Here is a 22,629-nt window from a genome sequence, read left to right as displayed (position 1 = left end):
CGGAAGGTTTCTTTTTATTTTGTGACTAATACCTTTTGATTTACAGGTGTTACTGGCTCTTCGCCGTTTAATACAGCTAAAATATTTCTGACAGCCATTTCAGCCATCGCATCACGAGTTTCAAACGTTGCATTCCCTACGTGTGGAGCAAGTACTACATTCTTTAACTCTTTTAGCTCTTCTGTAATTTTCGGTTCAAATTCAAACACATCAAGAGCTGCCCCTTCAATTTCATTCGTTTTTAATGCATGAGCAAGTGCTGCTTCATTCATAATTGGTCCACGTGAAGCATTTACAATATACGCTGTTTTCTTCATCATTTTAAACTGCTCTTCATCAATCATATGATGTAATTTCGGATTATAAGCACAGTTAATTGTAATAAAATCTGCTGTTTGTAATAATTTTTCCAACGTCACATACGTTGCTCCCAGTTCACTTTCAGCTTCAAACTTACGATTTGGCCCTGTATATAAAACATCCCTTCCAAATGCTTTCGCACGTTTTGCAACAGCCTTCCCGATTTCTCCAAGACCAATAATTCCGATTGTCTTACCGTGGACTTCTCGTCCTAAGAAAAATAACGGTGCCCATCCGTTAAATCCAGTCGTACGACATAACGTATCCCCTTCAGGAATTCTACGCGCCGCTGCTAAAAGAAGTGCAAATGTTAATTCTGCAGTCGCTTCCGTTGATACTTTCGGTGTATTCGTTACTGCAATTCCTTTTTCACCCGCATACGTGTAATCAATATTGTCGTAACCAGCACCATAGTTTGCAACAATCTTTAAATGAGGCGCTGCATCAATAACTTCTTTTGGCACCTTTGTCGAAAGTAAACTTAACAATGCATCTTTATCTTTTACACGCTCTGTTAATTCATCTATAGAAATTAATTCCTCTTTATCGTACATTTCTACATCATGATCTTTTAATAGTTCTAATCCAATTTCCGGAATTTTTCCCGCTACTAATATTTTTGCCACTACTAACACCTCTTCTATAGAAAATAAGATATCTCTTATATTTCATTGTAAGAAATCCACATATAAAAACCAAGGAATTTGATTATAGTTTTGAAAATCGACACTTTTCCATGAAAAAAGAGGAGATGCAACTCTCCCCTCTTCTTACGCTTTTTCCTGCGATTCTTTTCCGAGCTTCACATCAATAGTTCCTTCTGCAACCGTATCGCTAATTTGCTCCTCAATAACCGATTGAGATGCAGCATTCGTTTCAGAAGTATAAGCTTGTTGCTGTGCAACTTGTACATTTTGTTTATTTTGTTGTTTCGCCATTTCTTACCCTCCTTTTCATTCTTTCTTATTTTGAACAAAAAGGGTGGTTTTCATCAAAAAATTGCGTTTCATTTTGAATTTGTTACTTCTTCTTCAAGCGACCTCATTACTCTTGCTCGCTTCGTAAATGTTGCAACCTGAGTAACACCGTGCGCTCGTAATGTTTGTACATTCTCTTGTACATAGTTTCCTAAATCATTTGGATAATGGGCATCCGAAGAAATCGTAATTGGAACACCATACTTAGCTAATACTTGTAAATATAGTGGACTTGGGCACATTTCACGAACAGGATAACGATAGTACAATCCTGCATTTATTTCTGTTGCCGTATTCGTTTCTACTAACGCACAGGCAATTTCCTTATAATAAGAAAGCTGTTCATTCTCATCCAATCGATAATTAAATACCTTGATATTATCTAGATGAGCGATAATATCAAATAACTCGGTACGAATCGCACTCTCAACTGTTTTAAAAAACGTATCGTATAATGCGCGTAGGTCATGCACCTCAAAATATTCTTTCGTATCTGGATTATCAAATCCCCAGCCATTTAGAAAATGAACGGAACCAATTACATAATCAAAGTCTCCTAGCGCTAATAATTCTTTTAACTCTCCTTCACAACCAATAAAATAATCCGCTTCAATTCCAAGTTTAAGTTTGACACCTCTTTTACTCCATCGTTCTTTCGCCTCTTCAATTGCCTTTGTAAAATCATACAGTGAAACTACCCTTACTTGATCTAACCATTCTTTTTGTATACGACCGAGCTTAGAATCACTAATATCTACATATTTTTCATAATATCCTTTTGCTTCATGAAAACGATATAGATGATCAACAATTCCCACTTCTTTTATTCCTTTTCGCACAGCTTCTTCTAAATATAGATCTATCCATTCTGTTGTAAATGGCCCTTCCTTCACACGTTTTTGCAAACGCTCTTGTGTTTTCATAAGCCAATCCATAGAATGCCTTTCTTGAAGCGGTTCATAACATTCCAACGCTTCATTTATTTTAGCAAGCCACCCTATTGAATACGGTCCTTCTTCTAAGTGAAGATGATAATCTACTTTCATATACATTCCCCCTTATAATGTATCTATTTCCCTTCTATCCCCAATTCTCGAAAGCTTTCCATTTCGTTCTTTCACCTCTCGCATGACATCTTCCAATGCGATATTTTTTTCAGCTAATAAAACGAAACAGTGATAAAATACATCAACCATTTCTTTCACTACTTCTTCTTTATCATTGTTTTTACATGCGATAATTACTTCAGCACACTCTTCACCAATTTTCTTTAAAATTTTATCTTCTCCTTTTGAAAATAAATAATTTGTATACGATTCAGGAAGTGGGCTTTCCTTTCGTTCTTCAATTGTTTTATACAGCAACTTAAAGGCATTTTCCATATGTATCCCCCTATATAATTTGATAGTGAAAACATGTCTTCTCCCCCGTATGACAAGCAGGTCCTACTTGTTTCACATTCACAACAATTGAATCTTGATCACAATCTAAGTATAGAGATTGCACATATTGAACATTCCCTGATGTTTCTCCCTTATTCCATAACGACTGCCTCGAACGAGAGTAAAACCATGTTCTTTTCGTCTCTAACGTTTTTTCATATGCTTCTTCATTCATATAAGCTAGCATTAAAACTTCTTTCGTACCTTCTTCGATGACAATTGCCGGTATTAATCCTTTTGAAAAATTAGGTTTCATAACCGCACCTCAACATTTGCATCTCTTAATTTTCGCTTTACACTCTGCACTGTCGCCTCACCATAATGAAAGATGGATGCCGCTAATGCTGCATCAACTGTTGTCTTTTGAAAAACTTCTATAATGTGATCCGTATGACCACAGCCTCCTGATGCGATGACTGGAATGGAAACACTTTTTGAAATTTCTTCTGTTAAACGAAGATCATATCCACTTTTCGTTCCATCTGCATCCATACTCGTTAACAAAATTTCACCCGCCCCGAGCTTAACAACACGCTTCGCCCATTCTATGGCATCTATTCCTGTGTCAACTCTTCCGCCGTTGACGTATACGTTCCATTTATCTTCTGCTACTTTTCTAGCGTCAATTGCCACGACAATACATTGTGATCCAAAGTGTTCTGCGCCCTCTTCGATTAGCTTCGGATTTCGCACTGCCGCTGAGTTTATTGAAACTTTGTCTGCTCCAGCTCTTAGTAAATTGTACATATCTTTCACACTTGAAATCCCCCCGCCAACCGTAAGAGGAATAAATACTTTAGCTGCTGTTTTTTCTACAACATCTATAATCGTTTTTCTTCCTTCATGAGTCGCTGTAATATCTAAAAATACGATTTCATCTGCCCCTGCCACGTTATATGCTTCAGCTATTTCAACCGGATCACCGACATCTTGTAATCCTATAAAATTTACCCCCTTTACGACTCGCCCTTCTTTCACATCTAGACATGGAATAATTCGTTTCGCTAACATAACTTCGTTACCTGTAACACTTCTTCTAAATCAATCGTTTTCTCGTAAAGCGCCTTTCCAATTATGACACCATATATATTCATATCATTTAACTTTTTCACATCTTGAATAGATGCCACTCCTCCAGAGGCAATGAGACGAATGCCCACACTTTTTTGAAGTAACGCCAATTGTTCAAAATTTGGCCCTGCAAGCGTCCCGTCTTTCGAAATGTCTGTAAACACAATCGTTTGAACATCTAAACTTTCCATTTGTTTCGCTAAACTAATATAAGAAATTTCAGACAGATCAAGCCAACCTCTCGTTGCTACGAAACCATTTTTCGCATCAATTCCAACAATGATTTTCTCTTTATATAGACGAACTGCTTCCTCTAAAAATGACTTATCATAAAGAGCTGCTGTTCCTAAAATCACTTTTTCTACACCTACTGACAATAACTTCTCCACCGCTACAAGTGAACGAATTCCTCCTCCCACTTGCACAGGAATACGTACCGCCTTACAGATTTTTTCAATGACGGGCAAATTTAACGACTCGCCAGCAATTGCACCGTCTAAATCAACAATGTGTAGTATTTCCGCTCCAAGCTTTTCAAATATGATTGCCTGCGCTACCGGATCTTCATTCATCACCGTTTCTTTACTAAACTCTCCTTGATAAAGTCTAACGCATCGTCCTTCTTTTAAATCGATAGCTGGGAAGATTTCCATGCTTCTACCACCCCTTGAAAATTTTTTAATATTTGCATGCCAATTTCACCACTTTTTTCTGGATGAAACTGTGCACCAAATACATTTCCTTTCGCTACAAACCCTGGTACTTGCATTCCATAATCACTTACTCCGCATACAATTTCATCTGGACAATCCGCGTAATATGAGTGAACATAATAAACGAAAGAACCATCCACTAATCCATTCCAAAGCGGAAATTCTCTTTCCTTCCTTAGTTCATTCCATCCCATATGAGGAATTTTATACGAAACTTTTAACTTACGAATTTCCCCTGGTAGTAAACCTAACCCGCTACAATCTTTTAGTTCCTCACTTCGTTCAAATAAAAGCTGCATGCCCAAACATATACCGAGGAGAGGTTTTCCTATATCACAAACCTCTTTTAGTACACACACTAAATCTCTTTCTTCTAATACGTCCATCGCTTTCGGAAATACACCTACTCCCGGTAAAATCACGCCATCGCTTCTCAATATCTCTTCTTTATCACTCGTTACAATGTACTCTACCCCAATATATTTTAATGCTTGCTCTACACTGCGAATATTCCCCATTCCATAATCTATAATGGCAATCAATTACAACATCCCTTTCGTTGAATTTACACCAGTAATGTTGGCATTTTTTTCGACCGCTTCTCTAAGCGCTCTACCAAAAGCTTTAAATAATGCTTCAATTTTGTGATGCGTATTACTTCCGTATAGAACGCGCGCATGTAATGTAATATTGGCAGCATGTGCAACTGCTCTAAAAAATTCTTCCGTCAATTCTGTATCAAAATCCCCAAGCTTCGGATTTGTTAATTCCCCTTGAAATACACAATATGAGCGTCCACTTATATCAATTGCGACAAATCCTAAAGATTCATCCATCGGTACATACGCAGAACCGTAACGATTAATTCCCTCTTTGTTTTGCAATGCTTCTTTCAAGCAATTTCCGAGTACAATTCCAACATCTTCAACGGTGTGATGTGCATCGACAAATGCATCCCCTTCTGCTTCAACTTGCAATCCAAATCTTCCATGTCTAGCAAATAAAGTAAGCATATGATCGAAAAAACCAACCCCTGTTTGAATAGATACATTTGTACTTTCATCAAGCTGCAAATTTAATTTAATTTTTGTTTCTGTCGTCTCACGTACTTGACTGGACTGACGCATTATTTTTCCTCCTCAAACCTTATTTGGATTGCTCTCGCATGTGCATGTAACCCTTCTTTATTTGCAAGCTCTACAATGTGATGCTGTACATTTTTTAATGCTTCCTCCGTATAAGAAATAAAACTTGATTTTTTCACGAAATCATCGACTGATAACGGAGAAAAAAATCTTGCCGTTCCGCTCGTTGGTAATACATGATTCGGTCCCGCTAAATAATCCCCGAGCGGTTCAGGTGCATATGACCCAAGGAAAATAGAACCTGCATGTTTCACATAATCTAGAGCATTCATCGGTTCTTTTATATGTAACTCTAAATGTTCTGGAGCAATTTCATTTGATAACTTTAGTGCCTCCTCTAAAGAAGGAACGATAAAGATGGCTCCATTTCTATTTATTGATTCACGTGCAATTTCACTTCTTGGTAACATTTCTAACTGTCTTTCTATCTCTTTTTCTACTTCTTTAGCTAGTTCCATATTCGTTGTAATACAAATCGCCGTTGCTCTCTCATCATGCTCTGCTTGCGATAATAAATCCGCTGCGATATATTTTGCATTACCTGTTTCATCCGCGACAACTACAATTTCTGATGGACCAGCAATCATATCGATATTTACTATTCCGTATACTTCTCGCTTCGCTAGAGCGACATACAAATTTCCCGGTCCAACTATTTTATCCACTTTCGGAATCGATTCCGTCCCGTATGCTAAAGCAGCAATTGCTTGCGCGCCACCTATCGTATAAATTTCATCTACTCCCGCAAGATTTGCAGCAGCTAATATATGCGGATCAATTCCTCCTTTCCTCGGCGGTGTTACCATTACAATCTTTTTCACACCTGCGAGTTTCGCCGGCAATACATTCATTAATACTGAAGAAGGATATGAGGCTGTCCCACCCGGTACATATACACCTACATTTTCTAACGGCCGAATGAGTTGCCCTCTAATTACGCCTTTACTTTCACAATCGAATATTGAGTGCTTCTTTTGCTTTTCGTGATACGAAACAATGTTTTTCTTCGCCTCTTTTAAAGCTTCTAAAAATGAATTCGTTACAAACATACTCGCTTGCTGTATTTCTTCTTCACTTACACGAAAATCTTTCATCTCTACACCATCAAACTTTTTTGTATAGAAAGATAAAGCTTCACCTTTCCCTTCCCTTACATTTCTAATGATTTCTCTTACACTTCTTTGAACAGTTTCTTCTATTATATTAGCGTTTTCTCTTAGCACTTTTACTTTAGATAATGCCTCCTTAAAGTCTTCATAAATGATTTTCATTTTAAGTCCTCCTATTTCCCTGATAAGATTTCTTGCTCCATCATATTTACGATACTGAATATTTCGTCTTTTTTAGTTTTTAAGGCTGCCTTATTTACAATCATCCGAGCCGATATAGAGTGCATTTCCTCAAATACAATAAGTCCATTCTCTTGTAATGTTTTTCCTGTTTCAACAATATCTACAATCGCATCTGCCAATCCAAGAAGAGGAGCGATTTCTACAGAACCTTCTATTTTAATAATTTCTACATCCTCTCCCTTATCATGAAAATAAGTAGAAGTAATATGCGGGTATTTCGTAGCAATTCTTTTCTTCCGGTAACTCTTCGGATTATACGTAGGAATAGAAGCAACACAAAACTTACAAATCCCCACTCCTAAATCCAGCATTTCATAAATATCTTTCTCGTTTTCCATTAAAATATCTTTTCCAACGATCCCAATATCAGCTACCCCATGTTCTACATAAGTAGCAACATCAACCGCTTTTACTAAAATAAATGAAACATTTGTATTTTTACTTTGAAATACAAGCTTCCGACCTTTATTTTTGAGATCGGAACAATCAATTCCAATCTGCTCAAAAAGTGGAATGACATGTTTTTCTAACCTTCCTTTCGTTAACGCAATTTGAATGTTACGCATGAAGCCTCTCCTTCTTTCTGGACTACCCATTTCTCATTCCATACATATTCCACTAAATATTCATTCTTTGCCTCAACGACCGTTCCTATTTTATTTTTTCTTGCAAATTGAAAGGTATCGCTTAAATTAGAGAATAGAGATAACCAAGCATTTTTCCCATCCTTTCGAAGTAAATTTCGTAACCTTTCTGCTTCCGCTAATCTATTTAACTCATAATAAATCACAATATCAATTTGATTTCGTTCATATGGTTCTTGCTGCTCTTGCAGCGCCTTCACAATTTGATTTACTTGTACCGCGAGTCCAACAGCTGGCAGCATTTCTCCAAAATTCCCAATTAGCTCATCGTATCTTCCGCCACTAACGATTTCTTCTCCAATTTCATATATATATCCTTTGAAAATAACACCCGTATAGTAATCTAAGTGTTGAATCATGCCCAAATCAATTGATATGTAAGAACCATATCCTAACGTTTCAATTGTTTCATACATTTCTTTTACTCTTGCAATTGCCATTTTCATTTCATTACTTGAAGCAAGCTTTTCTGCCTCCTCAATAACTTCTAAATTTCCAAATAGCCTTGGTAATTTCTCAAGTAATCTTACTGTCTCATCGCATCGATCTAATTTCTTTTCTCCGATAAAATTTGAGAGGGCAGCATAATTTTTACTTTCTATATACGTTCTAAGTACCCTTTCTTCTTCATCATGGATGGAGAGCTTTTTTACAATACATTTATATAACTGTACTTGCCCAATCTCAATTGTAAAAGATTGCACCTTCAACTTTTGAAGTGCTTGAATGACACTTATTACACATTCAATTTCAGCTCTTACATTATCAATCCCGATAACTTCAATACCACTTTGTACGATTTCATTATATTTTCCAGAATGGGATTCATTGGCTCGAAATACATTCCCGCTATACGTCACTTTAAGTGGCGTATCCCATCTCTGTGTTCCAATCACTCTTGCTAAAGGAATTGTCATATCTGGACGTAAAACGATAATCCTTCCCTTTTCATCAAAAAATTTATACATTTTCTCTTCATCTATCGGTCTATTTTGAAATGCAAAAACATCATAAAATTCAATTGTAGGTGTTCTTATTTCCTCATAACCTCTCTCTAAAAAAGTAAGCCTTAATTTTTGCTCCACTTCTTCAATTAACGTACATTCTTCGAATAAATAATCTCTCGTTCCATTCGGGTTCGCCCGTTTCCATTTTGTCATCTAAATTTTCACACCTTTCCCCTTCTAATGTATGCCTATTCCATTCACCTAAGCCGAAAATAAAAAGAGCCTTGTAGACAAAATACCTACAAGGCTCTTCAGTAGAGTGTAGGTACAACGGGAATAACCCTTGTACCTACACGTTTTCACGCTAGGTTCAAGGGTTTCATGTATGATGATGTAGTTGTGTAAGCATTGTAATAGATTTTATTGTATTCATAATACTTACTCCCTTTCTCCTCTGATTTTCACATAGTATATAACAGTTAATTTTGAATGTAAATACATTTTTAATATTCCGTCACTTTTTTAATGTAAAGCCACTTTTCTTTCATACTCTTTTATTTCTTGTTCATATTGCATTGTAATACTAATTTCATCTAAACCATTCAATAACTTCTCTTTCCACATTTTCTCGATTGTAAAATGGAATCTGTGCATATTCGTTATAATTATTTCATTTTCTAAATCAACTGTGATTTGTTCCCTCGCATCTGTTTTTGCAAGTTGTTCACGCATATCTTTGTCCATTACAATCGGTAACATGCCATTCTTCATACAATTCATATAAAAGATATCGGCAAATCCTCCAGCGATAATAACGCGGAAACCATAATCAGCAAGCGCCCATGGAGCATGTTCTCTAGACGAGCCACATCCAAAATTATCACCTGTAATTAATATGCTGGCTCCTTTTCTTTCTTGCGCATTAAGCGGGAAATTAGGGTTTTCTTGGCGATTATTATCATATCGCCACTCATCAAATAAAAACTTCCCAAACCCAGTTCTTTCAATTCTCTTTAAATATTGCTTCGGAATAATTTGATCTGTATCAATGTTATCATTCATCAGTACTGCGGCAGTACCTTTATGAATACGAAATGGCTCCATCATAACTCTCCTTTCTAATATCAACAAAATGACCATGTAACGCAGCCGCTGCCGCCATTGCCGGGCTAACTAAATGCGTTCGTGCTCCCTTTCCTTGTCTTCCTTCAAAATTGCGATTTGACGTAGAGGCACAATGTTCTCCTTCAGGCACTTGATCTGGATTCATACCTAGACACATTGAGCATCCGGGCTCTCTCCATTCAAATCCAGCTTCTTCAAATATGCGATGTAATCCTTTATGCATCGCTGCTTCTCTTACCCTTTGGGATCCAGGTACAACAAGTGCTCGCACACCTTCTTTTACTTTTTTACCTTTCACGACAGATGCAGCAATTTCTAAATCAGAAAGCCTAGAATTTGTACAAGATCCAATGAAAACATGTTGAACTGGAATGTCATACGTACTTTGTCCGGGACTCAATCCCATATAAGAAAACGCTCTTTCGTCATTTGCATCATGCTTTTCTGGCAATTTCTCATCAATCCGAACACCCATACTAGGATTTGTTCCCCACGTAACGTACGGCGCTAAATCCGTAACATCTACTATAATATGTAAATCATAAACTGCATCTAAATCTGTATAAAGTTCCGACCATTTTTCCTTAATAGATTCATAGTCTTTCGGTGCATATTTACGTCCTTTTACGTAAGCAACCGTTTTTTCATCTGGTGCAATAATGCCAGCCTTCGCTCCCCCTTCAATTGCCATATTGCAAAGCGTCATCCTCTCTTCCATATCCATAGCATGAATGGCCTCTCCGTAAAACTCCATTACGTAACCTGTTCCAACTGCTACTCCGTACTTTGAAAGGAGATGTAAAATAATATCTTTCGCATAAACACCTTGCGGTAACTTTCCTTTTAACTCAATGCCCATCGCTTTCGGCTTTCGTTGCCATAACGTTTGCGTTGCCAATACATGTTCCACTTCACTCGTACCAATACCAAACGCTAGTGCGCCAAAAGCACCGTGTGTTGCTGTATGACTATCACCACAAACAATCGTTTTCCCTGGCTGTGTGAGTCCAAGTTCTGGTCCTATAACATGAACGATCCCTTGCTCTTCATCTCCGATATCCGCTAATGGCACCTGAAATTGTTTACAGTTTTCCCGAAGTGTATCTAGTTGCTGCTTCGCAATGCGATCGGTAATATTCCAAACATCTTTCGTTGGAATATTATGATCCATCGTTGCAAATGTTAAATCTGGTCTGCGGACTGTTCGATTTGTAAGCCGCAAGCCTTCAAAGGCTTGCGGTGACGTTACTTCATGAACAAGATGTAGATCGATATATAATAAATCCAATCCATTTTCATTTGTCGCAACTACATGTCTTTCCCAAAGCTTATCTAGTAACCTTTTCCCCATTATCTTCCTCTCCCTACTAACGCTTGCTCTTCCATTTCTTGAATAACTGCCTTTGTAAACGAAGTTGTCGTTTCAGCCCCCCCGATATCTGCTGTACATTTTCCAGATTTAAGGACTGCAGAAACTGCTTCTTCAATTGCATATCCTTCTCTCGTTAATCCGAACGATTGCCCAAGCATCATTGCAACAGAACGCATCATCGCAATTGGATTCGCCTTATTTTTCCCCGCAATATCCGGTGCTGATCCGTGAATAGGCTCGTATAATGAAGGCCCCTTTTCAGCGTGACTTGCTGATGGAAGCATTCCTAATGATCCAGCTAATACTGAAGCCTCATCACTTAAAATATCACCAAATAAATTTTCCGTTACAATAACGTCAAATCTTCCTGGATTCCGAATTAATTCCATAGCCGCTGCATCTACTAAAATGTGTTCTACTTCCACATTTGGGTAGCGAAGTGCTACTTCTTCTGTCACATTTCTCCATAGTTTACTAGACTCTAAAACATTCGCTTTATCAATAGATGTTACTTTTTTCTTCCGCTTATTTGCTAATTGAAAGGCATACGAAACGATACGTTCAATTTCATGTCGATGATACGTAAGTGTATCTGTCGCCACTTCTTCCGTTCGCTCTTTCGGATAAGAAAAATAAATTCCGCCTGTTAATTCACGAACGACAACGAAATCAATTTCATCAGCATTTTTTAATGGTGATAAATGTGCAGTTGCACTTTCTACCGTTACAGGGCGAACATTCGCAAATACACCGAGTCCTTTTCTTAATGCTAATAATCCTTTCTCAGGCCTTTCTTTCGCACTATCCCACCTTGGTCCACCTACTGCTCCAAGTAAAACCGCATCACTCGCTAAACAGGCGGCAAGTGTTCGCTGTGGTAATGGTTGCCCAGTTAAATCGATAGCAACACCACCAAAGTACTCATCTTGCAAATGAAAATGATGTCCATATAGCCTTTCTACCATATGCAATACTTCCTTCGCACTTTCCATAACTTCTGGACCAACACCATCACCAGCTAAACAAACGATACGTTTTTCCATTTTTAACACTCCTTTTAACTGAATTTTCAGAACTTTGATTTGATAGATGAGGAAAGCTTCTCTCACCTATCAAATATTTATTTCACAAGCGCTATAAGAGATTTTAATTTCCCTGCTGCATGGACATAAGCTCTCGCCGACGCTTCCAATACGTCTTGCGCAACTCCAAAACCTGATATTTGGTGACTACCTTCTTTTAATTCAACATGAACGTGAGCAAGTGCATCTTGACCTTGTGTAATAGATTGTATGCGATAATCTGCCAATTCACATTCTAATCCTAAAATTCTTTGAATCGCATTGTATATCGCTTCAATACTACCAGAACCAGTGGCTGCATCTTCATATACATTTCCTTCCTCATCCTTCAGCACAACTGTTGCGCATTGTGTACTATTTGATACGAAATGCACTTGTAATTGCGTAATGTTATATTGCTGGGCTGCAAATGCTGCTTCACCAAGCATAATTGCGCGTAAATCTTCCTCAGTAATTTCCTTTTTACGATCCGCCAATTTTTTAAATGCTTCGAATGCCGCATCTCGCTCTTCATTTGTAAATTCATAACCAAGCTCTTTCATTTTTTCCGTAAACGCATGACGGCCAGAATGTTTCCCAAGTACAAAGAGATTTTGAGATTCTCCTATAAGCGCTGGTTCGATAATTTCATAAGTTGTTACTTCTTTTAGAACCCCATCTTGGTGGATGCCTGATTCATGAGCAAATGCATTCGCTCCAACGATTGCTTTATTTTTCGGTACAACCATACCCGTTAACCTGCTTACTAATGTACTCGTTGCCTTAATCTCTTTTAAAGTCATCGAAGGTTCTGCTTTATAAAAATCTTTTCTAATATGAAGAGCAACCGCAACTTCTTCTAACGCTGCATTCCCTGCTCTTTCTCCAATGCCATTAATCGTTCCTTCTACTTGCACTGCTCCGCCTTCAACCGCAGCTAACGAATTTGCTACTGCCATACCAAGATCGTCGTGACAATGACAAGAAAAAATCGCTTTTTCATATGATGGAACGGATTCTTGTAAGTATCTAAAAAGAGAATAATATTCTTCCGGATTCGTATATCCAACTGTATCCGGAATATTAATTACATTCGCTCCTGCGCGAATCGCAGTTTCTACTGCTTCAGCTAAAAATGCTCTCGATGTTCTTGTCGCATCTTCTGCAGAAAATTGTACTGTCGGAAATAATGATTTTCCAAGCGTAACCGAACGATGAATACTATTTAACACATCTTCTTTTGACATACAAAGTTTATATTTCATATGAATATCACTCGTAGCTAGAAATACGTGTAGACGAGGAGATACAGCACCTTTCACAGCTTCATATGCTCTTCGAATGTCACTTTCTTTCGCTCTAGCTAAACTCATAACCGTAGCATTTTGAATTGTATTCGCGATGCGTTTTACCGATTGGAAGTCACCTTCGGAAGCTGCCGCGAATCCAGCTTCCATTACATGAATACCAAGCCTCTCTAATTGCCTAGCAATTTGTAACTTCTCTTGTTCATTTAAATTTACTCCTGGTGATTGTTCGCCATCACGAAGCGTTGTATCCATGAACAAAATCTGCTTCATATTATTTAATCCCTACCTTTACTCGTGGCTGTACGAAAGGCATCATTTCACGTAATTTACGTCCTACCACTTCGATTTCATGTTCATTCTCTTTCTCATTTGTCGCGTGGAAATTTGGTCTTCCTGCTTTATGCTCTGCAATCCAGCCTCTTGCAAATGTCCCATCTTGAATTTCTGCTAATACTGCCCCCATCGCTTTCTTCGTATCTTCAGTAACAACGCGTGGTCCTGATACGAAGTCTCCCCACTGCGCTGTATCTGAAACTGAATATCTCATATTTTCAAGTCCACCTTCATACATAAGGTCAACGATTAGCTTCAGTTCATGTAAACATTCAAAATATGCAAGTTCAGGCTGGTATCCCGCATCAACTAACGTTTCAAATCCTGCTTTTACAAGTGCAGTCACTCCGCCGCAGAGTACAGCTTGCTCTCCAAATAAATCTGTTTCTGTTTCTTCTTTAAATGTCGTTTCTAATACACCAGCTCTCGTTGCTCCAATTCCGTCAGCATAAGAAAGTGCTTTTTCAGTCGCAACTCCTGTTGCATCTTGATATACTGCAAATAATGCAGGAACAGCCCCTCCCTCGGCGAACGTACGGCGTACGAGATGCCCCGGTCCTTTGGGCGCTACTAGAAATACATCTACATTAGCTGGTGGTTTTACTTGATCAAAGTGAACATTAAATCCATGTGCGAACACGAGAGAGTTTCCAGCCTGTAAATTTGGTGCAATTTCAGCTTCATATACTTCTGGTTGTAATTCATCAGGTAATAGAATCATTACTACATCAGCTTTTTCCGCTGCTTCTGCTACTGTATATACAGAAAACCCATCTTCATTCGCTTTATCCCAAGACTTACCTTTTCTTAAACCTACTACTACATCAAATCCGTTATCACGTAAATTTTGCGCATGCGCATGACCTTGCGAGCCATATCCGATGATTGCTACTTTCTTTTCCTTTAATACATTTACTGTTACATCTTTCTCATAATAAACTTTTGCCATTTTCATTTCCCCCTATATTTAAATGATTATTGAATTAACATAACTTGCTTATCTTGTTTTTTCATACTACGTGTAAATGCTGTTACACCTGTTCTAGCAATTTCTTTTAAACCGTATGGACGAAGTAATTCAATTAACGCTTCTACTTTATCTTGCGTACCTGTTACTTGCACAACTATGGAATCCTTCCCAACATCTATTACAGCGGCCCGAAATGGTTCAATTAAACTATATAATTCTGCCCTCGCTACAGAAGTTGCTACTTTAATAAGAGCAAGCTCTCTAGCAATCATTGCTTCTTCTGTAATATCTGATACTTTCAGAACATCGATTTGCTTATGAAGTTGTTTAATTAACTGCTCAACTTGCTGTTCACTTTCAACGTGTACAACAATCGTCATTCGCGATATATCTGATGATTCTGTATGACCTACTGAAATACTTTCAATATTAAAATGTCTTCGTGTCATAACCCCTGTAATTCTGTTTAACACACCACTTTGATTTCGAACTGTCGCTGTAACAATTCTCTTCACCCTTTTTCCACTCCCTCCATTTGGTGAACACCTTTTCCTGGTGCAACCATCGGCATAACCTTCTCTGATTGAAGTACACGACAATCGATTACGACTGGCTCTTGTAATTCGATCGCATGCTTCAATTGCTTCTTTGCAAGAAGTGGATCGTCAATACGAACACCTTTTATACCATACGCATTCGCAAGAGCGACGAAATCTGGTTGGCATGGCAATAAAGAATGTGAATATCTTTGATTATAAAATTCATCTTGCCATTGTCTTACCATTCCTAAAGCTTCATTATTTAAAATAAATACTTTAACGGGTAAAGCGTGTTCTTTTAATACACTTAATTCTTGCAGAGTCATTTGAAACCCAGCATCACCAACAATTGCAATAACTAATTCTTCAGGCTTTGCAATTTGCGCACCGATTGCTGCTGGAAATCCGAACCCCATCGTTCCTAATCCGCCAGAAGTTACCCATTTATCTGGATTTTTCAGCGGATAATATTGCGCTGCCCACATTTGGTGTTGCCCAACGTCTGTTGTTACAATCGCTTCTCCCTTCGTAATTTCATATAGCATATCAATCGCATATTGAGGTTTAATACTTTCAGAATTTCGTTTATAAGAGAATGGATATTTTTCTTTTCTACTCTTTAATAAAGAGAGCCATTCATGATGATTTTCTTTCTTTCCTTCTGATTGAAGCAATACTTCTAACGCCTGCTTAGCACTTGCAACAATAGGAATCTCTGTTGGCACATTTTTCCCGATTTCTGCTGGATCAATATCGATATGTGCAACAGTCGCCCCTTTAGCAAAAAAAGCTAAATTCCCAGTAAGACGATCGTCAAATCTCGCACCTATATTAATGAGTAAGTCGCATTCATATAACGCCATATTGGCTGTGTAAGAACCGTGCATTCCCCCCATCCCTAGAAATAGTTCATCATCTGGTGGAAAACCACCAAGTCCAAGTAATGTATGCACAACAGGGATTTCATATTTACGAGCAAAACTTGTCAATTCTTTCGAAGCTTTCGCATGCAGTATACCCGCTCCAGCTAAAATTAACGGTTTTTTTGCGGTTTCAATTGCTTGTAGTAATTTGTTTATTTGAAGTAGATTCGGTTCATAATTAGGGTTATATCCTGGTAAATCCATTTGTACATTGCTACATCGCTCACCTTTCTCGACTACCATATCTTTCGGAAGGTCAATAACGACTGGTCCTGGTCTTCCTGTTTTAGCAATATGAAATGCTTCTTTAATAATTCGAGGTAAATCTGAGGCCTTTCGCACTTGATAGTTATGTTTTGTCACTGGCATCGTAAGTCCCATAATATCCGCCTCTTGAAAAGCATCGCTCCCAATTAACGTTGTTGCTACTTGGCCTGTAAATACTACAAGTGGCAATGAATCAATCATCGCATCAGCTAGACCCGTAATTACATTTGTAGCACCTGGTCCACTCGTTGCAATTACAACCCCTGGGTTCCCTGTAATTCTGGCATACCCTTCAGCAGCGTGAATTGCCCCTTGCTCATGCCTTGTTAAAATATGCGGAATTTCACAATCATACAATGCATCATATAGAGGTAAAACAGCACCACCCGGATAACCGAAAATCACTTCTACGCCTTCCTTTTCTAGCGCTTCTAACAATAGCTGTGCACCAGTTGCAAGTTTCTCTTCCGTTTTTGAAGACATTGTTCTTATAAGCCCCCTTTTTCAACCTTTTATACAATAAAAAAATCCTACGTCCACACTCCAGCTATGTGCTGAAGGGACGAAAGATTTCGCGGTACCACCCTTCTTTGCAAGAATACTCTTGCCTCAGTGATCCATAAATGGATCTAGCTAATAACGGAGCTACCGTCTAAGCCTAGACAAATGCTTTAGCTTAGCACTCAAGGGCGATGTTCGTCGACATGAACCATCGGTTTTCAGCAACCACCGACTCTCTGTGAGGCTTCACAATCAACTACTCCTCCCTATCAACGCTTTCTTATGTTAAAAAAGTTGTTATCCAACTTTATTTTCTTCGTAAATTTTCTCTCCATCTTCTACAACTAACTTACGAAACTCTTCTAATAAACGGTTCGTATGTGGACCTGTTTGCCCTAAGCCAATCGTTCTACCATCTACTGTCGTAACAGCAATAACTTCAGCAGCTGTTCCTGTTAAAAACACTTCATCAGCTACATATACATCATGTCTTGTAAATAACTCTTCTCTTACGTCATATCCAAGTTTTTCGCCGATTTCTAAAATGGCGTTTCGTGTAATACCTTCTAACGCTCCAGCAGAACTTGGTGGTGTAATTAATTTATTTCCTTTAACAATAAACACGTTATCTCCTGAGCCTTCAGCTACATATCCTTGATCATTTAACATAAGTGCTTCTTGTACTCCAGCTAATTTCGCTTCAATACGAACTAAAATATTGTTTAAGTAATTTAAAGATTTTACTTGAGGGGATAAAACATCGGGACGATTTCGGCGCGTTGCAACTGTTACAACTGGAATCCCTTTCTCATAATATTCTTGTGGGAATAAAGATAATTGTTCTGCAATTACTACTACATTCGGCTTCTTACATGAATCGGGATCCAATCCAAGATTTCCTGCTCCTCTTGATACAACAAGGCGAATGTATCCATTAGATAATTTATTTTGTCGAATCGTCTCAACAACAATATTTGTTACTTCATCTAATGAATATGGAATTTCTAAAAGGATTGATTTTGCTGATTCATACAACCGGACAAGATGCTCTCTCAAACGGAAAACATTACCGCTATAAACTCTAATTCCTTCAAACACTCCATCGCCATATAAATAGCCATGATCATATACTGAAACTTTTGCCTCATCTTTTGGAACAAATTCTCCATTTAAGAAAATCCATTGCTCATTCACTAGAAGCGCCTCCTATGTTCTATGAATTTTTTATTGTTTCCTAGTTTACTCTCCTTTCTAAATAAATCAAGTTAATTTTTAGAAAATTTATAATTTTTAATCGTACGTACTTCTTTACTTATATTGATTTAACAACATTGTTAACGTTTACAAAAAGTCAAAAAATTTTTTTCGCCAATTTCCACTAAAAAAATATTTGTTTAAAAGAAGGATTTTCATCAATTGATACGAATCTATTGTATTCAATAAACGGACGTCCGATTTTATAAATCCGGGAATATATAACGACTTTTGCTGAAAAAGGGGGAAAATAACAAAAATAGCGCTGTCTAAAAATAACATTCATATTTTTCATTTCGTAATCATAATCCTATTTTTAAAAAACAATTTGTCAAAATGAAGGAGGAAATAAATATGGCGTGTGTACAAATTAAAGGAACGAGACAAGAGGTAGTAGAAATGCTGCAATTATTTGATCTAATGGATACGAAAGGTTTTTGTAAATTCGATAATTACGTAGAGGTAGAACCAAATACGCAAGAACATAATCATTTTATTGCTTCAATCGACATCCATTCAAATACTTCTTCTGCCCAAGATACATTAAACGATCAATTCGTTAGTCAAATGCTTACTGGCGTATATAACGACTAAACAAAGATTTACTTCCTACCGTCTTTTCATAAATGCAGTGAACTTGAGCATACTAGCAATTAGATGGTAGGAGGTGAGAATTATGGCTAGAATTGGCGTTGAAAACTCATTAACAGACGTTCAACAAGCTCTTCAGCAACAAGGTCATGAAGTTGTTACACTTAACTCAGAACAGGATGCACAAGGGTGTGATTGTTGCGTTGTAACTGGGCAAGATTCTAATGTGATGGGCATTGCAGATACATCAATTAAAGGATCAGTCATTACAGCTCATGGTTTAACAACGGATGAAATTTGTCAACAAGTTGAAAGTCGCACTTAAAAAATGAAAGAGGACTCCTTTTAAAAGGAGTCCTCTTTTTTATATTCACCTAACGGGAAAGTAACATATACTGGATGAAAGCCCTACCTCTCTCTCATCATTACGGTTCCACTGACCGCTCCTTGATTCACTAGTATACATATATAGCTTACAAATACAATTTATAGGGTTTGTTCACAAAAGTTGTTGATAAAATTACCCGATCTTTCGCAAACTTTTCGTATTGCATTCATAAGAGATATTTACTTTATACTAGCTGTAACCGAGACACGAATTAAAATTCTAACACCAATACAATAACTTGTCAACTTTTTTCCGCAAATTAAAAACAGACATTAACGGTTTGTCTGTTTTAGAATGGAGCTTTTTCTTTTATTACATATACAACAAAGCCGCTTACTAACATAAATAAGCCAACTACTAAGTTTTTGATATTAATCATAAATTCCTCTCCCTTATTCCACACATCATATATATTTACATTTCAATTATTCCGATCATCCTAAAGCGCACTTTTTCTAATATATCATAATTCCTAAAAAATGCAAGTTCACTTTTGACGACCATTCACAAATTTATCTACAGTGCTTGGTACAGTATTTAAAGCCTTTTCAATTAAATGTGTACTGCTGTTGAGATGTAATACTTGCACCCCATTAGAACCAACTACTAAAAAGGCTACTGGACTAATAGAAACCCCAGCCCCGCTTCCTCCTCCAAATGGATGCCCTTGCTTGTTCTCTTTATGCTGATTTTGTCCACCTTTATGTTTTTCAGTAATAAAATCCCCTTTAAAATCACTTCCACCAGCTCCAAAACCAAAAGCCACTTGAGATACTGTTAATACTACATTTCCGTCAGCTGTTGAAACCGGGCTCCCAACAATTGTATTTACATCTACCATCTCTTTTAAATTTGTCATTGCCGTTTTCATTAAATTTTCAATTGGATGTTCCATTATGTATTGCACCCTTTCCTCATTATTCCTTTTTATACTTTCCAAAATAGAGGAAGTCATACTAACTTTTCCTATTTCAAGAAAACATTTTTCTCCTTTTAAAAGATACTACTCCCTGTACATGCTCTGGTATAGTGAAACTTTAATCAATGGGATGTGTACGTAGCTCGACTCCCACAAATAGCAGGATAAAAAAGAAAAAGAGATACATACTACTATTGAACCTTGTTATGAAAGGAGTCATGACTTTGACTGAGAAATTTGATGATTATAAAAGAAGAGATAGAATAGATAGTGATTATAGTGACTATAAAGAAGAGTACGCCGCTGAGGTTGCACCACAACGCATTGATTATGATTACGATGATAAAGACGATAAAGATGTTGTAAAATCGTCCGCTGCTGGATCAACTGCTGGTTTTATCGCTCTTGCGCTATCTATCTTATCGCTATTTACATTTCCAACACTATTTGGTCTTGTTTCTGTTTTACTCGGTATTTACGCTTATAATCGCGGAGCTACTGTAACTGGCGGTATCGCTGCAGTTGTCGGTGGAATTGCTGCACTTATCGCAATTTTATTCCGAGTAGCACTTATTGGTCTATTGTTCTCCCTGTTCTAAAAAAGAAAAAGGTATCTCGCTTAACGCGGGATACCTTATCCTGTAAACACATCTTCCGATGGATATTTTATTTTTTGTTTTGCTGGTCGCGCTAAAGAGAACACAAGTGTTAATGGTCCAATTAATCCGCAGAACATAACAAACATAATAATACATTTTCCGAATGCCGATAGCTTTGCAGTAACTCCCATCGTTAATCCGACTGTGCCAAACGCTGATATTGTCTCAAATAATAATTGAATAAAGCTGAAGTTTTCTGTAAGCATTAATATGAATACCGCCGCTAAAATAAGTATTTGACTGGCAACAGCAATCGCTAAGGCCCTCGTTACTGTCGACATTTTAATTGTACGCTGAAATAAAACAATTTCCTCCTTTTTTCTAAAGAAAGAAAGGACAGATGTAATTAAGATAACAAACGTTGTTAATTTAATTCCTCCACCTGTTGATACACTTCCTGCACCAATAAACATTAAAATCATCGTAAATAATATAGATGATTCTTCCATACCTCCATAGTCAACCGTATTAAATCCAGCTGTCCGCGGGGTAATACCTTGAAAGAAGGAAGCCCATAATTTTTCATTTAAAGATAAATTCCCTAACGTCTTCACATTATTATATTCCAATACAAAAATCACAATCATTGCTATAACATTTAGCACTACTGTTCCAATAATCATTATTTTTGAGTGAAGTGATAATTTTCGAAAACTGCGACTATACCATATATCAATTAATACGGTAAAACCGAGTCCACCTATTACAATTAAAGAGCAAATCCCAATATTAATAATGGGATCTCCTACATATCTTGTTAAATTATCTGGCCATAAAGCAAAGCCTGCATTATTATAAGATGCAATTACATGAAAAATACTATAGTATAAACCTTTTCCAAAACCAAACTCTGGAATAAAGCGAAACGATAAAAAGATGACCCCAATAAGTTCAATACAAATCGAAAATATAAAGACACGCTTTACTAATTTTACAAGACCACCTATATTTGTTTGATTAAATGCTTCTCCAATTAATAAACGATGGCGTAATCCGATTTTTTTGCCTAATACCCAAACAATTAAAATGGCAATTGTCATAAGACCTAGACCACCTGTTTGAATTAAAAACATAATAACAATTTCGCCAAACATCGTAAATGTACTTGCTGTATCCACTACTCCCAAACCAGTTACGGTCGCTGCTGACGTTGCTGTAAAGAAAGCATCTACCCAACTAATATGTGCTTTCGTTGCGAATGGTAACTTTAATAACAAACCGCCAACCACAATTAAGCAGAAAAAACCTAAAGCTAATATTTGTGGTGGGTTTAATCGTATAAGACGATTATACAGCCCTTGTTTTTTTGTTACTTCCATATCACTAACTCCCTTATTAAAGTGAAGCTTTCCCCTCATAAATAAAAAGCTTTTTAAAAGCCCTTAAACAATTGGGACAAACCTTATATTCTTATAATATAGTTGAGCATAATCCTTTTTTTCATAGATTACAACTTTTATTTATATTCAGATTCCTTTTCGTTTTATGCTGGAAAACTCTATATCCTAACTCAATATTGCTAGCAATAACAATTTCATATGTACTATTTTTCAAATCCCCATATCTTTCACTCTATGTTCACATAGAGGTCACATCCACCTTTTATAGTATACGTATCGAAGCTGTTCCTCCCTAATTTATAAGACATTCCCCAGTGTCTTTGAACAGCTTCCATCCCTAATTAAATTGACATAAATTGTCCCCTTCCTTGACCATCTTATATATGATGGTCTTATTTTTTTGTCTTTCTATCTTTTATTTAAAAC

General features: G+C 37.2%; 26 protein-coding genes and 1 other annotated feature. Of the genes, 3 read left to right on the top strand and 23 right to left on the bottom strand.

Going from position 1 to position 22,629, the window contains the following annotated elements; genetic code table 11:
• Positions 1-14: 14 nt before the first annotated feature.
• From ACQRBL_RS06840 to ilvE, 20 genes are all read right to left on the bottom strand, one after another.
• Positions 15-986, bottom strand: coding sequence for an NAD(P)-dependent oxidoreductase (locus ACQRBL_RS06840; protein ID WP_411995792.1), 972 nt, complete (start codon positions 984-986; stop codon positions 15-17).
• Positions 987-1,130: 144 nt separating this feature from the next.
• Positions 1,131-1,298, bottom strand: a complete 168-nt coding sequence (locus ACQRBL_RS06835) for a DUF4025 domain-containing protein (protein WP_001118893.1) — start codon at positions 1,296-1,298, stop codon at positions 1,131-1,133.
• Positions 1,299-1,366: 68 nt separating this feature from the next.
• Entirely contained in the window at positions 1,367-2,383 is a 1,017-nt protein-coding gene (locus ACQRBL_RS06830; protein ID WP_153591921.1) for a histidinol phosphate phosphatase domain-containing protein, read from the bottom strand.
• A gap of 12 nt (positions 2,384-2,395) precedes the next feature.
• Positions 2,396-2,719, bottom strand: a complete 324-nt coding sequence (gene hisE / locus ACQRBL_RS06825; RefSeq protein ID WP_000426354.1) for a phosphoribosyl-ATP diphosphatase — start codon at positions 2,717-2,719, stop codon at positions 2,396-2,398.
• Positions 2,720-2,729: 10 nt separating this feature from the next.
• Positions 2,730-3,035 carry a phosphoribosyl-AMP cyclohydrolase gene (gene hisI / locus ACQRBL_RS06820; RefSeq protein WP_000803964.1) on the bottom strand — a complete coding sequence of 102 codons (306 nt, stop codon included), beginning with the start codon at positions 3,033-3,035 and terminating at the stop codon, positions 2,730-2,732.
• On the bottom strand, positions 3,032-3,790 hold the full coding sequence (hisF, locus tag ACQRBL_RS06815) for an imidazoleglycerol phosphate synthase cyclase subunit (protein ID WP_097961297.1): 759 nt from the start codon (positions 3,788-3,790) through the stop codon (positions 3,032-3,034). Before hisF ends, hisI begins: the two co-directional genes overlap by 4 nt.
• Entirely contained in the window at positions 3,784-4,503 is a 720-nt protein-coding gene (gene hisA / locus ACQRBL_RS06810; RefSeq protein WP_000402295.1) for a 1-(5-phosphoribosyl)-5-[(5-phosphoribosylamino)methylideneamino]imidazole-4-carboxamide isomerase, read from the bottom strand. Before hisA ends, hisF begins: the two co-directional genes overlap by 7 nt.
• Positions 4,476-5,105 carry an imidazole glycerol phosphate synthase subunit HisH gene (hisH, locus tag ACQRBL_RS06805; protein ID WP_411995793.1) on the bottom strand — a complete coding sequence of 210 codons (630 nt, stop codon included), beginning with the start codon at positions 5,103-5,105 and terminating at the stop codon, positions 4,476-4,478. Before hisH ends, hisA begins: the two co-directional genes overlap by 28 nt.
• Positions 5,106-5,690 (bottom strand): imidazoleglycerol-phosphate dehydratase HisB, encoded by a 585-nt coding sequence (hisB, locus tag ACQRBL_RS06800; RefSeq protein ID WP_001249954.1) that lies wholly within the window; start codon positions 5,688-5,690, stop codon positions 5,106-5,108.
• Entirely contained in the window at positions 5,690-6,979 is a 1,290-nt protein-coding gene (gene hisD / locus ACQRBL_RS06795; RefSeq protein ID WP_000692519.1) for a histidinol dehydrogenase, read from the bottom strand. Before hisD ends, hisB begins: the two co-directional genes overlap by 1 nt.
• Positions 6,980-6,990: 11 nt before the next feature.
• On the bottom strand, positions 6,991-7,626 hold the full coding sequence (gene hisG, locus ACQRBL_RS06790) for an ATP phosphoribosyltransferase (protein WP_001244467.1): 636 nt from the start codon (positions 7,624-7,626) through the stop codon (positions 6,991-6,993).
• Positions 7,602-8,864, bottom strand: coding sequence for an ATP phosphoribosyltransferase regulatory subunit (locus tag ACQRBL_RS06785; protein WP_411995794.1), 1,263 nt, complete (start codon positions 8,862-8,864; stop codon positions 7,602-7,604). The genes hisG and ACQRBL_RS06785 overlap by 25 nt, the downstream gene beginning before the upstream one ends.
• 309 nt (positions 8,865-9,173) lie before the next feature.
• Positions 9,174-9,755, bottom strand: a complete 582-nt coding sequence (gene leuD / locus ACQRBL_RS06780; RefSeq protein ID WP_000433187.1) for a 3-isopropylmalate dehydratase small subunit — start codon at positions 9,753-9,755, stop codon at positions 9,174-9,176.
• Positions 9,733-11,127, bottom strand: coding sequence for a 3-isopropylmalate dehydratase large subunit (gene leuC / locus ACQRBL_RS06775; RefSeq protein WP_000518098.1), 1,395 nt, complete (start codon positions 11,125-11,127; stop codon positions 9,733-9,735). Before leuC ends, leuD begins: the two co-directional genes overlap by 23 nt.
• Positions 11,127-12,191, bottom strand: coding sequence for a 3-isopropylmalate dehydrogenase (leuB, locus tag ACQRBL_RS06770; RefSeq protein ID WP_411995795.1), 1,065 nt, complete (start codon positions 12,189-12,191; stop codon positions 11,127-11,129). Before leuB ends, leuC begins: the two co-directional genes overlap by 1 nt.
• 77 nt (positions 12,192-12,268) lie before the next feature.
• A complete protein-coding gene (leuA, locus tag ACQRBL_RS06765) occupies positions 12,269-13,789 on the bottom strand; it encodes a 2-isopropylmalate synthase (RefSeq protein ID WP_000809597.1) in 1,521 nt (506 codons plus the stop codon).
• Between the two features lies 1 nt (position 13,790).
• Positions 13,791-14,801 (bottom strand): ketol-acid reductoisomerase, encoded by a 1,011-nt coding sequence (gene ilvC, locus ACQRBL_RS06760; RefSeq protein WP_001151740.1) that lies wholly within the window; start codon positions 14,799-14,801, stop codon positions 13,791-13,793.
• Positions 14,802-14,827: 26 nt separating this feature from the next.
• Positions 14,828-15,337, bottom strand: a complete 510-nt coding sequence (ilvN, locus tag ACQRBL_RS06755; RefSeq protein WP_000822952.1) for an acetolactate synthase small subunit — start codon at positions 15,335-15,337, stop codon at positions 14,828-14,830.
• On the bottom strand, positions 15,334-17,034 hold the full coding sequence (ilvB, locus tag ACQRBL_RS06750; RefSeq protein WP_411995796.1) for an acetolactate synthase large subunit: 1,701 nt from the start codon (positions 17,032-17,034) through the stop codon (positions 15,334-15,336). Before ilvB ends, ilvN begins: the two co-directional genes overlap by 4 nt.
• 72 nt (positions 17,035-17,106) lie before the next feature.
• Positions 17,107-17,334: a binding site (T-box leader), on the bottom strand.
• Positions 17,335-17,349: 15 nt separating this feature from the next.
• The gene (gene ilvE / locus ACQRBL_RS06745; protein ID WP_001005486.1) at positions 17,350-18,246 is read right to left on the bottom strand and encodes a branched-chain-amino-acid transaminase; all 897 of its coding nucleotides are present in this window, start codon (positions 18,244-18,246) and stop codon (positions 17,350-17,352) included.
• Between the two features lie 414 nt (positions 18,247-18,660).
• Between ilvE and ACQRBL_RS06740 the strand changes: the two genes are divergently transcribed.
• Positions 18,661-18,900 (top strand): DUF3911 family protein, encoded by a 240-nt coding sequence (locus tag ACQRBL_RS06740; protein ID WP_000752514.1) that lies wholly within the window; start codon positions 18,661-18,663, stop codon positions 18,898-18,900.
• A gap of 82 nt (positions 18,901-18,982) precedes the next feature.
• On the top strand, positions 18,983-19,222 hold the full coding sequence (locus ACQRBL_RS06735; RefSeq protein WP_000101022.1) for a YkuS family protein: 240 nt from the start codon (positions 18,983-18,985) through the stop codon (positions 19,220-19,222).
• A 352-nt stretch (positions 19,223-19,574) separates the two neighbouring features.
• Here ACQRBL_RS06735 and ACQRBL_RS06730 read toward each other — a convergent pair whose 3' ends face one another.
• Positions 19,575-19,664, bottom strand: a complete 90-nt coding sequence (locus ACQRBL_RS06730) for a hypothetical protein (protein WP_000608227.1) — start codon at positions 19,662-19,664, stop codon at positions 19,575-19,577.
• Positions 19,665-19,772: 108 nt separating this feature from the next.
• Positions 19,773-20,240, bottom strand: a complete 468-nt coding sequence (gene ytfJ, locus ACQRBL_RS06725; protein WP_120459938.1) for a GerW family sporulation protein — start codon at positions 20,238-20,240, stop codon at positions 19,773-19,775.
• Positions 20,241-20,428: 188 nt separating this feature from the next.
• On the opposite strand from ytfJ, the gene ACQRBL_RS06720 reads away from it, so the two are divergent.
• Positions 20,429-20,803 (top strand): hypothetical protein, encoded by a 375-nt coding sequence (locus tag ACQRBL_RS06720; protein WP_000136546.1) that lies wholly within the window; start codon positions 20,429-20,431, stop codon positions 20,801-20,803.
• Between the two features lie 35 nt (positions 20,804-20,838).
• Here the strand turns inward: ACQRBL_RS06720 and ACQRBL_RS06715 are convergent, their stop codons facing one another.
• Positions 20,839-22,182: a TrkH family potassium uptake protein gene (locus ACQRBL_RS06715; RefSeq protein ID WP_411995797.1), complete on the bottom strand. Its 1,344-nt coding sequence runs from the start codon at positions 22,180-22,182 to the stop codon at positions 20,839-20,841.
• Positions 22,183-22,629: the final 447 nt, after the last annotated feature.

Source organism: Bacillus sp. AF62 (assembly GCF_050312695.1).
Taxonomy (GTDB): Bacteria; Bacillota; Bacilli; order Bacillales; family Bacillaceae_G; genus Bacillus_A; species Bacillus_A cereus.
This window is presented reverse-complemented; position numbering and strand designations above follow the sequence as displayed.